Genomic DNA, 15,758 nt, shown 5'->3' with positions numbered 1-15,758 from the left:
CCCGCAAGGGGTTCCCCTACTGCGACACCTCACTTGGGCGGCGCGAGCTTCTGCAGGACTGCGGCAGGGCCGGGCCTGACAGTACGGTCGGGCTCGGCGTAGTGCGCCTTCGCCGTCGAGGTGGACGTGTGCCCGAGCATGTCGGCCGTTGCCTGCATGCCGAGCTCGTTGGCAAGCAACGTCGCGCCCGTGCGGCGAAACGAATGCGGAGTGATGTCCATCCCCTCGAGCCCGGCATTCCGCAGCATTCCCCTGAAGGTGCGCCTCACGTTGTACGGCGTCAGCGGGGTGTTGTTTCGGGAGAAGAACAGCAGGTGCTCTGGGTCGTCGGGATCGAGCAGCGCCAGTCGCTGGCGAATCACGTCGGCCGCGAACTCCGGCACGGGGATGATCCGATTCGACTCGTGCGTCTTGGGGTGCTCCTGGCGGTGCACGGCGGCCCCCTTATGAACGACGATCGTTCCGCTCACGCTCACCTGCGGCGGATCAGCATTCAGGTCGACGTCGCATCGTCGAAACGCGAGCACCTCGCCGATGCGCGTCGCCGTACCGAGCATCACCTCGATGATGTCGCGCACCTGGCCGTCGGGCCGAGGCCCCATCCTGCCCTCTTGCGAGCGCCACTCGCGCGCCGCGAGTCGGATGGCGGCTATCTGCTCTGTCGTCAGCGCCTTCGGGGGTATGCGGAGGCTTCTTCATGCGCGAGGCCTCTGTGACGGGATTGCGTGCAATGATCTCTCGTCGAACGGCGAAGGCCATGATCATGCCCAGGATCGTGCGTGAGCGCTTCGCCTGGGTGTACGACTTCTCGCGCTGCTGCTTGAGATAGCGCTCAACCCGGCCGACACTCACCTCTCGAATGGTGAAGTGCTCGAAAAAGGGCAGCACCAGTGTTCCCAGTTGACGCTGATACGTCTCTTTGGTGCCTTGAGAACGGTCAACGTCGTGCTCGACGTCGTCGAGCCAGGCGGCGGCGAGCAACGGGAACGGCGACCCTGCGTTCAGAGCGTCGTCGAGTCCACCGGCACGCATCCGTGCGGCCAGGTCGACCTTGAGCGCGGCTTGCGCAGCGTTTCGACTCGAGCTGGTCGTAGTGACCTTGCGAGTCTGGCCGTCCCAATCACGAAAGACGGTCACGGCTCGAAACACGCCGGGGTTGACCTTGCGAATTCTGATCGTGCCACCCGTGCTGATGGGTGTGCGTGGTCGCCCCGCCATTAGAGATCGGATCCGAGAGCGCGGCGAAACCGATCCGGCTCACGAAGACTCTCGAGCCAGCTGAGAACATCAGATACGTGGTAACGAATCTCCCGTCCGACGCGAAAGCCGGTCGGTCCGCGGCCATCATTACGGAGATCGTAGATTGCTTGCACGTGCACGCCGAGATAGTCGGCGAGCTCGCTCGTCGTGAGTACAGGCTCGAGACCGAGCCGAGAGAGGGTGTGAGTGTCCATAACCCACAGGTGGGCGAGGCCGATCCAGAGCACTCGAACTCGGGCGTGCACCTCCATCAGAGGTGGCTGTGAGGGGTCAGAATTTTTGAATAAACGGATAATAAACGGATACTTCATCAAGTCTTGCTCCTATGGTGAGAACAAGAAACCCTGATCAAACGATGTTTCGAGTAGGGCGGCCGGGACTTGAACCCGGGACCGACGGATTATGAGTCCGCTGCTCTAACCAGCTGAGCTACCGCCCCAAAAGGCACAACCAACGATTGTACCAACGCATACTACTCGGGCGACTGCGACGAGGCCCCATTGGGGACCAGATCGCTCACCGGCTCCCCACGATACAGGCATTCGAATGTGTTCAACGTTCGCTTGATGTCGTGCGCGGCAATGAGCTTGAGTGACTCTCGCTTGAGCTCCGCCAGGCGATCCGGCGGCGCGGTGAGAACCACGGTCAGCTTGTCGGCCAGATCCTGCGCGTCGCTCGGCTTGAATAGGTACCCGTTCGCCTCATCGTGCACGAGGTGCGGCAGCGCCATGGCATCCGCCGCGACAATGGGCAGTCCGGAGGCCATCGCCTCCATCGTGGCGATACTCTGCAGCTCGGCGACAGAGGGCATGGCAAACACCGTGGCGCGCGAATAGGCGGCGCGCAGCTCGTCATCCGTCACGTAACCGGTGAACGTGACACGCGAGCGGATGCCGAGAGTGTCGGCCAGGTGCTCCAGGTTGCGTTTCTGATCGCCCCCGCCGACGATTTCAATTTGAGCATCGAGATCGGCGGACAGCAGCGCTGCAGCCTGAAGTAGGACGTCGATCTGCTTCTCACCGGTGACGCGACCGACGAAGAGGATGCGGTTCTCGGTGCGCGGCTCAAAATTCGGTGCGTAGTTGTCGGCATCGATCCCGCAGGAGATGGCGTAGACCCCGGTGAGGCCGGTGTATTTCTCAAGAAACTGGGCGGCGCGGCGGGTCGGAGTCGTGACCGCTGCGGCGCGCCCGAAGGTGCGGCGGGCTGCCCGCCACGCGGCCTTGATGACTCGATCCTGCAAACCGACCGGAACGAGGGAGAACTTCACCATGTTCTCCGGCATGAAGTGGTTGGTGCCAACCAAGCGGATGTTGCGCTTCGCCGCCTCGATGGACACGCCACGCCCCACGTTGATGTGCGACTGAAAGTGCACGACATCGGGGTGGAACGAATCGAGAATGCGCCGGCTTTCGCCGCGAATCAGCCAAGGCAGGGCGAATCGCAGCCAGTCGTGCGGGTACCAGCGCCAGCTGTGCAGGCGATGCACCACCATGGGCTGGCCCTCGTGCATCTCAGTCCAGCTGCCGTGCTTGCGCGACGCGGCCGGCGCCATAATCTGCACTTCGTGGCCGCGGGCGACGAGGCCAGCAGCGAGCCGCTCGGCAAATCGTGCCGCACCGTTCACATCGGGTGCAAACGTGTCGGCCGCAATGAGCACGCGAATCCGAGGTTTCTCGGTCGGCGCATCCGTCGCGCTCTCGGGCGCATCGCCCGGAGTCGGGCTGCTCAGCAAGTCGGTCGAATCTGACAAGTGGAGTGGTCCCTACGTTGTTGGGCCGGGGATCATCGTCCGGCAGGATATCTCGGGTGCGCGCGGCAAGAAATGACGCTGCGCACTCGAACCCTATTCTAAACCGTGCCACCCGCGCGGCGCCCCGCACCGTGGCGGCCGAAATTCGCAGGAGGTCAGCGATCGAGTTGTGGGTGGTAGCGCGCGAGCAGGAAGACGCCCCAAATGGCGATCGCGCCGGCAACGACGAAGGCGATTGCGGCTGCGGGTGGGGCTTGGCTGGCTTCACCCAACACAACGATTCCGATTCCCACCGCGACGAGCGGGTCGACGACGGTGAGCCCGGCAATGACCAGATCGGGCGGTCCGGACGCGTAGGCGTTCTGCACGAAGTAGGCCCCGAGCGCTGCGGCCAACAGCAGACCGAGCACACAGGTGAGGGTCAGCCACTCGAAGTTGCCGTGCTGGGTGCGGTTGATCACGACCTTGGCGAGGGTGGCGACGAATCCGTACAGCACACCGGCGCCGAGAATATAAAAGATCGCCTGGGACCGTCGGCGCAGAAACCCAAAGGCGAGCCCAAAGGCCAGCAGTACGGCCGCAAGCACGAAGAGGATGGTCACCAGGTTTTGGTCGGTGACCGGCTTGTCGACTGCGGTGAACGCGGCAACGGTGACGAACAGGCCGACCCCGCCCACGCACATCGAGATGGCGATAATGCTGACCCGATTGAGTTTGACTTTGCTGACTCTCGCGTTCAGCACGGCGGTGATCACGAGGGCGACTGCCCCGAGCGGCTGCACGACGATGATGGGGGCGAAGGCGAGGCTGGTCAGTTGGAACACGATGGCCAGGCCGAGCATGAGCGAACCGAATACCCACGACGGCCGAGCCAGCAGCAGGGTCAGCTGGCGTACGTTGAGTCCGCCGGTGACCTCTTCGGTGCGCGCCTCGACTTTGGTGACGCCGCGGTGCTGGAATTGAGCGCCGAGGGAGAGAAAAACCGCACCGACCAAGGCCAGCGGAATTCCGATGGCCTGACGTGGATCGATAGCGATTTCTGTCGCCAGATCGGTTAGGTCAGAGGTCACTTGATGACCCTATCGACAAGCTTGCCGATATTCTGGAGAAATGGCCGTACGCGCGATAGTAATTTCAGGTGACCCCGTTCTCCACTCCCCCGCAGCTCCCGTCGTCGATTTCGACGATAATTTGCGCGAATTGGTTCGAGACATGTTCGAGACGATGGATGCCGCGCCGGGGGTCGGTCTCGCCGCCACTCAGGTGGGGGTTGGGCTGCGCATTTTCACCTACAGCTACCAGGACGACGACGAGGTATCGTGGCGCGGCGTTGCAATCAACCCCGAACTGTGGATCACGCCGGTGTCGGCCGAGCCCGTCGATGACGAAGATGTCGACGAAGACGAAGGCTGCCTGTCATTTCCGGGCGAGCGTTTTCCCCTGAAGCGATCCCAGTCCGCCATTCTGCGGGCCGTTGATGCCGAGCAGCAACCCTTTGAGATTCGAGCTGATGGCTGGCTCGCCCGCATCTTCCAGCACGAATACGACCACCTCGACGGCACGCTCTATGTGGATCGCCTGGAGCACGTCTATGCGAAAATGGCGGCCAAGGTCGAACGCAAGAAGAGTTGGGGCGTGCCCGGCCTGAGCTGGACCCCCGGCATCGACGACCTCGAGGGCTAGCTAGATCAGCGCGCGCAGCCCCGCGGCGACCAGCGCCGCCACGATCACGACGACGATGAACGGCGTTTTGATCGCAAGCAGCCCGGCCGCCACGATCACGGCGGGAATGCGAGCGTCCACGGTGAGTGCCTGCCCGCTGCCGAGCGTCTGCACGGCAATCAGCGCCGCCAGCAGCGCCACCGTCAGCAGGTCGGCGATGCGCGACGGCGTGGGCTTCTGCAACAGGGCCGGCGGCACGAGATAGCCGGCCAGCTTGAGCGCGAGCACGGCGATGGAAGCCGCAATAATGATCTGCCACAGGGTCATGAGCGCAACTTCGTTCGAGCGGATGCCCCGCCGGGCACGGTCGGCCCGCCCAGCCAGTTGAACAGTCCGACCACGACCGCCACGAGGGCGGCGACCAGCACGGGCAGACCCGGCATGAGCACGGGGGTGAGCGTGGCGGCGACGACCGCAGCCGCGACGGCCACCGCGACCGCCTGCATCCGCTTGAGGCGGGGCCAGAGCAGGCCGACAAACGCGGCCGCTGCTGCAGCGTCGAGCCCGTATGCCCGGGTATCGCCGAGGGCATCGCCGATCAGTGCGCCGATCAGGGTGGTCGCGTTCCAGCCTATGAAGACCGCCAGGCCGGTGACCCAGAAGCCGACCCGGCGGCTGTGCGGTGTCGGCTGGGCGAGAGCGACCGCGGTGGATTCGTCAATGGTGATCCACCCGGCGGCCAGGCGTTTCCAGAGGCCGGCGCCGACGATCGGCGCGGTACGCATGCCGTAGATGCCATTGCGCACACCGAGCAGCGCTGCGCTCGCGATGGCTGCCGGGCCGGCGGCGACCCCACCGGCAGCGAGCACGCCGATGAGGGCGAATTGGGAGCCCCCGGAGAACATGACGATGCTAATGAAACTGGTCTGCCAGATGTCGAGCCCCGCGGCGACCGAAAGTGCACCGAACGACACCCCATAGGCAGCGGTCGCGAGCCCCACGGCCAGACCTTCACGAACGGCCAGGCGTTGCTGGCGTGTCTCGTCGTCGGGGTGGGACGCAGGCACGGTGAGGAGGGGTGCCGGGGTCACCGGGTGAGGTCGACGCCGTGCACGCCGTTGTGAAAGCGCAGTGACGGGAACACAGCCGAAACCGAGAAACCCAGACCAGGCACCGTTCCGGCGTTGAACACGCCGCCGAACAGCTGGGCGCGCTCCCGCATCTGCGTGATGCCGGGGCCGGCAATGCTCTCGCTGAGGGCTTTGAGGTCGTCCTCGATCGTGTACGGGGTGCGTGCGGCTTGCTCGCCGGAATCCTTGCCGTCCCGACGGGCTGCAGCACGGATGCCGTCGTCGTCGACGAGCAGCTGCAGGCCGTCGCGGGTCCAGGTGAACGACACGCGAGCTTCGGTACCGACGCCGCCGTGCTTGAGCGCGTTGGAGAGGGCACTCTGCAGAATGCGGAAGATGGCGAGCTCGGCGCCCGCCTTGAGTGCGAAGCGTTCGCCCGATTCGATGAAACTCACCACGAGCCCGGCGTCGCGCATCACCCGAAACAGGTCACGGGTCGACTGCGGGCCGGGCTGGAGCGCGCCGACGGTCTCGCCCTCGCGCACGATGGTCAGCACGCGGCGCATGTCGGCGAGAGCCACCCGGCCGTCATCGACGAGCGCCGTGGCAGCGCGCACAGCCGTCGACGGGTCGCTCTCGGCGGTGTAGCGGGCACCCTCGGCGCGGGTGATAAGGCGGGCGATGGTGAGCACGGCGCCATCCTGCAGCTCGCGGATGATGGCTAAGCGTCCCTGCTGCTCGGCGAGCGAGAGCTCCAGTTCGATGCGCACGCGTTCGGCGGCATTGCGGTCGAACAGTACCCGGCGTGAGCGAATTAGCGAGATGGCCCACAGCACGAGCAGCGCCCCGGAGAGTACGCCGAGTGCTGGTACCAGAAGTTGCGAGAAATCCACTGCTGACCGCCGTCTCGTGTGCCAAGCCCGGCGCACTGTCGAAATTGGAAGAACCTTTTTTGTCGGAACAAAACGAACCGACAAAAAAGGCCACCCGGGGTGGAGCCCTGAGTGGCCTTTCGCTCCCCGACTTGGACTCGAACCAAGAACCTGCGCATTAACAGTGCGCTGCTCTGCCAATTGAGCTATCGAGGAATGCTTGAACAGCGTTGCTACTTTACCAAGGTTTCTTGCCTGTCCCAAACCACGTCGACTGCCGATCGGCTCTGACGTGCCCGATTTGCCAGTTCAAAGGCCCTGCATCGCCCGAAAGGTGGGCCGCTTGCAACAAATGAGCAGTCTGACGCGCCAAAAGCCGGTCGGGCGTGTCGGGCCGGCCGCGACCGATCGCGCATCAAGCGGATGCGATCGGTCGCGACCGGCGATCAGCTCGCGGCTGCGGCATCCGTTTCATCGTCGCTGGCGGTGGCTGCGGCGGTGTCGGTTGCAGCGCTTGCGGGATGCTGCAGGGCGGCGGCGAGTCCGCGCACGTAGGGATGCCACGGGTCTCGAAAGACGTCGTCGATGGTGCCGAGGCCGACGAGCACGCCCTGATGCATGACACCGATGCGGTTGGCCACCCGCTGCAGCACGGCCAGGTCGTGACTGATGACGAGAGCCGAGAACGACCGTTCCTGCTGTAATTCGCTGATCAGGTCGATAACCGCGTCGCGCACCAGTACGTCAACGCCTGCTGTGGGCTCATCAGCGATCAACAGCGCCGGACCGAACACGAGCGCACGGGCCAGCGCCACACGCTGTCGCTGGCCGCTGGAGAGCTCGTAAGGGTATTGCCCTAGAACCGTCAGGGGCAGGCGCACCGCGTCGATCATGGTGGCCACCTGGGCGCCGAGGGCGCGACGGTTGTAGCGTCGATCGCGTTCCAGCACGGGCTCAGCGACGATCTCGGCCACCGTCATGGTCGACGGCAGAGTATCGGCAGCGTCCTGGGCCAGCAGCCCGACCCCGAACGTGAGCCGGGCCAGCTTGCGCTTGCTGATGCGGCGCAGGCCGAACCCCAGCACGGTCGCGTCTCCCCCGGTGATCTGCGGACGGATGCCGGTCACGTCGCTCACAAAAGCGTCACCGGAGAGCACCCGGGCCACGGTGCTCTTGCCGGAACCGCTCTCGCCGAGCAGCCCCACCACCTCACCGGGCTCGATGCGCAGGGTGAACCCGTGCACCGCGACAAACGCCGGGCTGGCACCGTGGGGTGGGTATTCGATGGTCAGATCGCTGGTCTGGATTGGGGGAACGGATGCCGCGCCATGCCTCATGCGGGCTATCCCGCCGCCCGCAGAATGCGGAGTTCGTTCCGGCGCAGCGCCTGGGCAGCCGGATCCGGAACCGGCAGCGAGGCGAGGAGACGCTGGGTGTAGGCATCCTTCGGGGCACCGAGCACCTCAGCACCAGTACCTTCCTCGACCAGTTTCCCCTTATACAGCACGGCAATGCGGTCGGCGAGAATGTCGACGACCGCGAGGTCGTGGCTAATGAACAGGGCTGCGAAGCCGAACTCCTTCTGCAGTTCGGCGAAGAGCTCGAGCACCTTGGCCTGCACCGACACGTCGAGCGCGCTGGTGGGCTCGTCGGCGATCAGCAGACTCGGTTCCAGCGCGAGGCCGCGGGCGAGGCTGGCACGCTGGCGCTGACCACCGCTGAGCTCGTGCGGGTATCGGTCGCCGTAGGCGCGCGGAAGCTGCACCGCCTCGAGCAGTTCGTTGACCCGCTTACGGGCGGCCCCGGCGTTGGCGGCGCGCCCGTGCACGACGAGTGGTTCGGCGACGCACTCGGCGATCGTGAGAAGCGGGTTGAAGCTTGACGCCGGGTCTTGAAAGACGAAGCCGATGTCGCTGCGCACCTTCTTGAAGGCGCGTTCCTTGAATCCGTTCATCTCGTGCCCGAGCACACTCAGGGAACCATCAGTCACCCGGGTGAGTCCGGCCATGGCACGGCCAATCGTGGTCTTGCCCGATCCGCTCTCGCCGACCAGACCGAGCACTTCGCCAGAGCGGATGACGAAACTCACGCCGTCGACGGCGGTGAAACCGGGTTTCCCCAACCGGCCCGGGTACTGGATCTTCAGGTTGTCGGCCACGACGACCGGGGGTTCGGCTGCCCAGCCGGGTTCGCGGGCCAGAGCGCGCTGGGTCGCGCGAATGGTGCCCTGGCCGACGTGGGGCACCGAGCCGAGCAGTCGCTTGGTGTAGTCGTGTCGCGGTGTTGAGAAGAGCTCGTGCACAGGCGCCTCCTCCACGATCTTGCCCTCGTACATGACGACGACGCGGTCGGCGAGGTCAGCGACGACGCCCATGTTGTGCGTGATGAGCACGATGGCGGTGCCGAATTCATCGCGGCAACGGCGCAGCAGGTCGAGGATCTCGGCCTGCACCGTCACATCCAACGCGGTGGTCGGTTCGTCGGCCACGATCAGCCCAGGGTCGAGCACGAGTGCCATGGCGATAACCACGCGCTGCTTCTGGCCGCCAGAGAACTGGTGCGGGTAGTAGTCGACACGGCTCTGCGGGTCGGGGATGCCGACGCGGCCGAGAATCTCAATGGCCTTCGCGCGGGCTTCCTTGCGGCTGAACTCACCGTGGGCGCGAATACCCTCGGCGATCTGCCAACCGACGGTGAACACGGGGTTCAGGGCGGTAGACGGCTCCTGGAACACCATGGAAACATCCGTTCCCCGCAGTTGGCGCAACTTTTGCTTGCTCACCGCGAGAACGTCGTTGGAATCAGAACCGTCCTTGCTGCTGAGGATGACGGCACCGTGCGCGGTTGCCGTTTCTGGCAGCAACCCGAGGATGGTCTTGGCCGTGACGCTCTTGCCGCTGCCGCTCTCCCCCACGATGGCGAGAATCTCGCCCGGAGCAACCCGCAGGGTCACCCCGTCGACTGCTTTGACGGCACCACCGTCGGTGGCAAACGTCACATTGAGGTTGTCGATGCGAACGACGTTGGGAAGGGACTGAGCGCTCATTATTTGGCCTCAAATGGGTCGTCGTTCGGGTGCGGGTTGTCGGCTGGAGCGTCGGGTTCGAGCCCCTCGATTCCTCCGGGGCCGGCGGACAGGGTTCCACCGGCAACAACGCTCGTTGCGGCGACGACGGCGGCGGTTTTGCCGGGAGCACGTCGACTGCGCAGGCGCGGGTCGGCGAGGTCGTTGAGGCTTTCACCCACGAGGGTGATGCCGAGAACCACGAGCACAATTGCCAGACCTGGGAACAGGCTGGTCCACCAGATGCCGCTGGTCACGTCGGAGAGTGACTTGTTCAGGTCATAGCCCCACTCGGCGGCCGACGACGGTTCGATGCCGAAGCCGATGAAGCCGAGTCCCGCGAGGGTCAAGAGTGCCTCAGAGGCATTGAGCGTGAAGATCAGCGGCAGGGTGCGGGTGGCATTACGCAGTACGTGACGGAACATGATACGCCCGTTGCTGGCACCGAGAACGCGGGCCGACTCCACGTAGGCTTCCGCCTTGATGCGCACTGTCTCAGCGCGAATCACCCGGAAGTACTGCGGGATGAAGACCACGGTGATCGAGATCGCGGCGGCGAAAATTCCGCCCCACAGACCGGATCGGCCACCGGAGATGACAATGCCCATTACAATTGCGAGCAGCAGGGCTGGAAAGGCATAGACGGCGTCGCAGATGACCACGAGTACCCGGTCGAGCCAGCCGCCGAAGTAGCCGGAGACGAGACCCAGGGCCACGCCGGCGAAAATCGACAGCACGACAGCGATGACCATCACGGTGATCGCGGTCTGCGACCCCCAGATGACACGGGAGAGCACGTCGTAACCACCGACGGTGGTGCCCAGCAAGTGAGCGCCGCCCGGTGACTGCTGGGCGCCGAAGGTTCCGTTCTCATCGCGGAGCTGGCTAAAGCCATAAGGCGCCAGGAGCGGGGCGAAGATCGCGGTCAGGATGAAGATTCCAGTGATCACGAGGCCGACGACGAGCATGCCTCGTTGCAGCCCAACGCTCTGCCGGAGCTGGTGCACGACGGGCAGTCGTGTCCACAGTGGAGCTTTGGGGGCGTGGGTGGTTTCAGTGAGCGTTGTCATGGTCAGTACCTCACTCGCGGGTCGATGAGCGCGGCGATGATGTCCACGATGAAGTTGGACAGGGCCACGATCACGGCGAGAAGGGCAACGATTCCCTGCACCGCTACGAAGTCACGGGCCTTGATGAATTCGATGAGCATGAAACCCAGGCCCTTCCATTCGAAGGTGGTTTCGGTCAGCACGGCTCCGCCCAACAACAGCGCCACCTGCAATCCGATGACGGTGATGATCGGAATCAGCGCGGGCCGATAGGCGTGCTTGCTGACCAGACGGAATTCATTCACTCCCCGGGAGCGAGCGGCATTGACGTAGTCCGTGCCGAGGGTTCCGATGACGTTGGTGCGCACGAGTCGCAGGAACACTCCGGCCGTCAGGAGTCCGAGCGCTAACGCGGGAAGCACGGCGTGCAGCAGAACGTCACCCAGTACGGCGGGATCGCCCGTCTTGATTGCGTCGATCAGATAGATACCGGTCTTGTCCGGAAGAAACTGCATCTGCAATTCGGAACCGACGGTGGCTCGGCCGGCAACGGGTAAGGCCTTGAGCCAAACCGCGAAGACGAGCTTGAGAAGTAGCCCGGCGAAAAATACCGGGGTGGCGTAGCAGAGGATGGCGAACACGCGGAGAAAGGCATCCGGTGCTTTGTCGCGCCAGTACGCAGCGACCATACCGAGTGGGATTCCGACGATGAAGGCTACGATGAGCGCGTAGAACACGAGCTCGGCCGTCGCGGATCCGTAGGTGAGCAGGACTTCAGACACGGGACGATTCGTGCTGATGGTCGTGCCGAAGTTGCCGGTGAAGACCTGGCCGAGGTATTCGAAGTATTGAATAATAATCGGTCGGTCGTAGCCGGCCTCGTGAATGAGTACGGCAAGCTGATCCGGACCGAGCTTGCCGCCGAGGGCGGCGGTGATCGGGTCTCCGGTCGTACGCATGAGCCAGAACACCATCGACACCAGGATGAAAATGGTGGGGAAGATGAGCAGGAAGCGTATGAGAAGGTAACGGCCTATTCCACCGCCCGGGCTGGATTTCTTCTTGGGAACACGCCCGGCCGCCGGTACGGGCGGCTTCATCGCCACAGTGGTCATTACTACCTCACAATTGCAAAAAGAATCGGGGGCATCCAGCGATCGTGTCGCTGAACACCCCCGGTGATCAAACTAGAAAAAACTCTAGTCGCTGTACGGTCTAGCCCTTAGCCAGCGCGCCGTAACGGAACTTGAAGGAAGCATCAAGTGTGTCCCCGGTTCCGGTGATGTCTGTTCCGGTGACGGCAACCTGGGCGCCCTGAAGAAGCGGCACGGTCGAGAGCTGCGCCGCAACCTTGTCCTGGATCTCCTCGATGAGAGCGGTACGCTCTGCGGCGTCGGTGGTGACGGCCTGCTTCTGGATCAGGGCAGTAACGTCGGCGTCGTCGTAGTGGTTCTTGAGGAAGTTGCCCTCGGCGAAGAACGGGGCCAGGTAGTTGTCAGCGTCGGAGTAGTCCGGAAACCAGCCGAGCTGGTAAGCGGGGTACACGTCTGCTACGCGGTCCTTGGAGTACTGCACCCACTCGGTCGACTGCAGGCTGACCGTGAACAGACCGGAGGCATCCAGCTGGTCTTTGATCAGCGCATATTCGTCGCTCGAGCCGGGGCCGTAGTGGTCGGCGTTGTACTGAAGGTTGAGTGCGATCGGCGTGGTCACGCCGGCTGCGGCGAGGTCAGCCTTGGCCTTTTCGACGTCCGGCCCGCCCTGGCCGTCTCCGTAAAGACCCTTGAGCGATTCGGTGGCACCGGTCATTCCGGCGGGAACGTAGGAGTACAGCGGGGTGTAGGTGCCCTTGTAAACCTGATCGGCGAGCTCGGCGCGATCAACAACGTCGGCGACTGCGGCACGAACGGCGAGGGCCTTGGCCGGGTCGGCGTCAGCGGTTGTCGTGCCGAAAGGCTGCGTATTGAAGTTGAAGGTGATGTAGCGGATTTCTCCACCGGGGCCGTCAACGACCTTGACAGCGTCGTTGCCTCGCAAGTCGTCAATGTCGGTCGAGGAAAGGCTGCGCCATGCGACGTCGATGTTGCCTTCCTGCACGTCGAGCTTCAGATTCGAAGCGTCGGTGTAGTACTTGACGTTGATGACATCTGTCTTGGCAGCGCCAAGCAGACCTTCGTAGCCCTCGTACGCCTTGTAGGAGAGGAGGTTGTTGAAGTCGTAGCTCGTCAGCACGTACTGGCCGGCAAAGGCCTCAGCGGCAACGATGTCATCGTCGGAGGTGACCTCCGTTGCGGAGAAGGAGTCCTCATCCACGATCACGCCAGCGGGGCTGGATAGAATTTGCGGCCAGATCTGGTCGTTACCGGCCTTGAGCGTGAAGACGACGGTCGTGTCATCCACAGCAGCAGTGCTGTCGAGGTTGTAGAGCAGCGACGACGGGCCGGTATCGGCCGCGATCGCCAGCTGGCGGTCGAAGCTGAACTTGACGTCCGAGGCGGTGAGTGCGTTGCCGTTGGCCCATTTAAGGTCGGGCTTGAGGGTGACGGTGTATTCCGTGGGCGCTGTGAACTCGGCGCTGACGGCGATGTCGGGTTCGACATCCGCTGTTCCGAATTTGCTGCTCATGAGGAATGGGAAGACCTGGGTCTGCACCGAAAAAGAGCCGTTGTCATAGGAGCCGGCCGGGTCGAGCGTGGTTACCTTGTCGGTCGTGCCGATCGTGATCGGGCCGCCGGTGGCCGCCGGGGTGGTGTTACCGCCGGACGCGCAGCCGGAAAGAACCAGTGCGGCGACCGCGAGTCCGGTTGTGGCAACGAGAGCACGCTTGCCGTTGGTGAATGCGGATGTCATATCCGTCGTCCTCTTCCTGTAGAAGTCTCATGAACCGGAACACCCAAAAAATGGGCATAACTTTTCATTGCTGTTAGGTAAGAATTAGCACAGAATTCGCAGGTAGCCACGCTCAGCCGCAGCTTCTTTACATATCTGCAACAAAGTCGGGCTCATATGTTGCAGTCTGAAATTCAGTGCTCAGATGTTGCTTCGAGTGTGCGCGCCAGCGGGCGTGCTAGTCGTCGCGAAGGGCTCGGCGCTCGGCCTCGACCCGCACGAGTTCACGCTGGAGGGTGCGGTACATCTCGGTGTCGTCGGCATCCGCTCGCTGCAGGCGACCGAGTAATTCGGCTTTGAGCCTCAGTAGGTCCTTGTCGATGAGCACGATCGTGATGTCGCGCACGTAGCGGGCGACGTCTTTCTCAGTGCGCTCGGGCAGGTTCGCCATGGCGAGTTCCTGCACGAGGTTCTTGAAACCGTCCGGCACCTCGGCGACGACCCGCTCGAGCCAGTCCGCCGCCTCGAAGTGCGACAGACTCGCGGCAATCGCATCGCGAACGACCGCGAGGGAGGTATTCGCGAAGGAGGTCTGCACCGCACTGTCGAGAATGTCCCGGCCGATCAGCGTGGGTCGCTGCAGCATGGCCATGAGGCCGTCGCGTTCGAGCCTCGTGACCGGATCGGTGGGCAGTTCGACCAGCGAGAACGGACGTTCCGGCACGACTTCGATCACGCCGCCGTGCCGGGGCGCGTTCGGCCCGCCGCTCGCCGATGCGCGTGCGCCGGACTGGGCGTTCGTCACCGCTTTGGCGACGTCGCCCATGTCGACGCCGAGCATGCGGGAGAGTTCCCGGGTGTAACCGGGTCGCAGCACCGGGTCGCGAATCTCGCCGACGACGGGGGCGGCGGCGCGCAGGGCGGCCGTTCGGCCCTCGACGGTGTCGAGGTTGTACTGGGAGAGAATCTGTCGAATCATGAACTCGAACATGGGCTTCTTCGAGTCGACCAGGCGACGCACGGCATCATCACCGCGCTGCAGGCGCAGGTCGCAGGGGTCGAGGCCTTCCGGCCCCACGGCCACGTAGGTCTGGGCGGAGAAGCGCTGTTCCTCGCTGAAGGCGCGCATGGCGGCTTTTTGACCGGCGGCATCCGGGTCGAAGGTGAAGACGACCTCGCCGACGCCCGAGTCGTCACCGAGCACGCGGCGCAGCACCTTGATGTGGTCAACGCCGAACGACGTGCCGCAGGTTGCGACGGCCGTGGTGATGCCGGCCAGGTGGCAGGCCATGACGTCGGTGTAGCCCTCGACCACGACCACCTGGTGGCTGCGGGAAATGTCACGCTTGGCGAGGTCGAGTCCGTAGAGCACCTGGGCCTTGTGGTACACCGGCGACTCCGGGGTGTTGAGGTATTTCGGGCCTTTATCGTCGTCGAGCAGTTTGCGGGCGCCGAAGCCGATGGTCTGCCCGGTGATGTCGCGAATGGGCCAGACCAGGCGGCCCCGAAAGCGGTCGTAGATGCCGCTGGATCCCTCGCGGCTCGAGACCAGGCCGGCGAGGGTGAGCTCGTCGGTGGTGAAACCTCGACCGCGCAGGTGGTTGGTCAGTTCGTCCCAGCTCTTCGGAGCGAAGCCGACTCCGAACCGGGTCGCCGCTGCGGCATCGAAGCCGCGCTGGCCGAGGAAGGCCCGGCCGACCTCGGCACCGGCGCTGCCGAGCTGTTCGATGAAGAAATCGGATGCCGCCTGGTTGGCAGCGAGCAGGCGGGCACGGTTGCCGTGGTCGGGGGCAGCGCCGGAGCCGTCTTCGTAGTGCAGGTCGAGGCCGACCCGGCCGGCCAGGCGTTCGACGGCTTCGCTGAAGCTGACATGGTCCATCTTCTGCAGAAAGGAATAGACGTCGCCGCTCTCGCCGCAGCCGAAGCAGTGGTAGAAACCGACCTGCGGGCGCACGTGAAAGCTGGGGCTGCGTTCGTCGTGGAAGGGGCAGAGGCCCTTCATCGAGCCGACACCGGCAGACTTCAGGGTGACGTAGTCACCGATGATGTCGGCGATATTGGTGCGGGCCTTGACCTCTTCGATGTCACTTTGTCGAATAAGTCCAGCCATATATAAATTCTATCTTCTTGGTCTGACAGGGTGCGTTGCTGGCGCCGGGCCCATGTTGTGACCCTGGGCCCAGTTTATAAACTGGGCCC

The 15,758-nt window shown here is 64.1% G+C and carries 14 protein-coding genes and 2 tRNA genes; 1 reads left to right on the top strand and 15 read right to left on the bottom strand.

Annotation, left to right across the window (positions count from 1 at the left end; genetic code table 11):
* Positions 1-29 precede the first annotated feature (29 nt).
* The 5 genes from E3T35_RS06580 to E3T35_RS06560 all read right to left on the bottom strand — a co-directional run bounded on the left by E3T35_RS06580 (position 30) and on the right by E3T35_RS06560 (position 4,083).
* A complete protein-coding gene (locus E3T35_RS06580) occupies positions 30-578 on the bottom strand; it encodes a site-specific integrase (RefSeq protein WP_166789856.1) in 549 nt (182 codons plus the stop codon).
* 639 nt (positions 579-1,217) lie between these two features.
* Positions 1,218-1,511 carry a helix-turn-helix domain-containing protein gene (locus tag E3T35_RS06575; RefSeq protein WP_241987880.1) on the bottom strand — a complete coding sequence of 98 codons (294 nt, stop codon included), beginning with the start codon at positions 1,509-1,511 and terminating at the stop codon, positions 1,218-1,220.
* A 114-nt stretch (positions 1,512-1,625) separates the two neighbouring features.
* Positions 1,626-1,699 (bottom strand) — tRNA-Ile (locus tag E3T35_RS06570).
* A 33-nt stretch (positions 1,700-1,732) separates the two neighbouring features.
* Positions 1,733-3,013 (bottom strand): glycosyltransferase, encoded by a 1,281-nt coding sequence (locus E3T35_RS06565; protein WP_134346792.1) that lies wholly within the window; start codon positions 3,011-3,013, stop codon positions 1,733-1,735.
* Positions 3,014-3,168: 155 nt separating this feature from the next.
* Complete coding sequence (locus E3T35_RS06560; RefSeq protein WP_134346791.1) at positions 3,169-4,083, bottom strand: DMT family transporter; 915 nt, start codon at positions 4,081-4,083, stop codon at positions 3,169-3,171.
* A gap of 40 nt (positions 4,084-4,123) precedes the next feature.
* Here E3T35_RS06560 and def point away from each other — a divergent pair, with 40 nt between their 5' ends.
* Positions 4,124-4,696 carry a peptide deformylase gene (gene def, locus E3T35_RS06555; RefSeq protein ID WP_134346790.1) on the top strand — a complete coding sequence of 191 codons (573 nt, stop codon included), beginning with the start codon at positions 4,124-4,126 and terminating at the stop codon, positions 4,694-4,696.
* On the opposite strand, the gene E3T35_RS06550 is transcribed toward def, so the two are convergent.
* The 10 genes from E3T35_RS06550 to dnaG form a co-directional block, all read right to left on the bottom strand.
* Positions 4,697-5,002, bottom strand: a complete 306-nt coding sequence (locus tag E3T35_RS06550) for an AzlD domain-containing protein (protein WP_134378187.1) — start codon at positions 5,000-5,002, stop codon at positions 4,697-4,699. It lies immediately after the preceding gene.
* Complete coding sequence (locus tag E3T35_RS06545; protein WP_134378249.1) at positions 4,999-5,742, bottom strand: AzlC family ABC transporter permease; 744 nt, start codon at positions 5,740-5,742, stop codon at positions 4,999-5,001. The genes E3T35_RS06550 and E3T35_RS06545 overlap by 4 nt, the downstream gene beginning before the upstream one ends.
* Before the next feature lie 20 nt (positions 5,743-5,762).
* Positions 5,763-6,638: a sensor histidine kinase gene (locus tag E3T35_RS06540; protein ID WP_092339830.1), complete on the bottom strand. Its 876-nt coding sequence runs from the start codon at positions 6,636-6,638 to the stop codon at positions 5,763-5,765.
* Positions 6,639-6,760: 122 nt separating this feature from the next.
* A tRNA-Asn gene (locus E3T35_RS06535) sits at positions 6,761-6,833 on the bottom strand.
* Between the two features lie 230 nt (positions 6,834-7,063).
* Entirely contained in the window at positions 7,064-7,954 is an 891-nt protein-coding gene (locus E3T35_RS06530) for an ATP-binding cassette domain-containing protein (protein ID WP_134346789.1), read from the bottom strand.
* A gap of 5 nt (positions 7,955-7,959) precedes the next feature.
* A complete protein-coding gene (locus E3T35_RS06525; protein ID WP_134378186.1) occupies positions 7,960-9,663 on the bottom strand; it encodes an ABC transporter ATP-binding protein in 1,704 nt (567 codons plus the stop codon).
* A complete protein-coding gene (locus tag E3T35_RS06520) occupies positions 9,663-10,751 on the bottom strand; it encodes an ABC transporter permease (RefSeq protein WP_134346787.1) in 1,089 nt (362 codons plus the stop codon). The genes E3T35_RS06525 and E3T35_RS06520 overlap by 1 nt, the downstream gene beginning before the upstream one ends.
* A 2-nt stretch (positions 10,752-10,753) precedes the next feature.
* Positions 10,754-11,845, bottom strand: coding sequence for an ABC transporter permease (locus tag E3T35_RS06515; protein WP_092339826.1), 1,092 nt, complete (start codon positions 11,843-11,845; stop codon positions 10,754-10,756).
* A 100-nt stretch (positions 11,846-11,945) separates the two neighbouring features.
* On the bottom strand, positions 11,946-13,580 hold the full coding sequence (locus tag E3T35_RS06510) for an ABC transporter substrate-binding protein (protein ID WP_134346786.1): 1,635 nt from the start codon (positions 13,578-13,580) through the stop codon (positions 11,946-11,948).
* Positions 13,581-13,797: 217 nt separating this feature from the next.
* On the bottom strand, positions 13,798-15,669 hold the full coding sequence (gene dnaG, locus E3T35_RS06505; RefSeq protein WP_134346785.1) for a DNA primase: 1,872 nt from the start codon (positions 15,667-15,669) through the stop codon (positions 13,798-13,800).
* Between the last annotated feature and the right edge of the window lie 89 nt (positions 15,670-15,758).

It is taken from the genome of Cryobacterium sp. TMT1-2-2, assembly GCF_004403505.1.
Classification (GTDB): Bacteria; Actinomycetota; Actinomycetes; order Actinomycetales; family Microbacteriaceae; genus Cryobacterium; species Cryobacterium flavum.
Note: the sequence above shows the minus strand (reverse complement) of the source record. Positions and strands in the feature narration are given on the sequence as shown.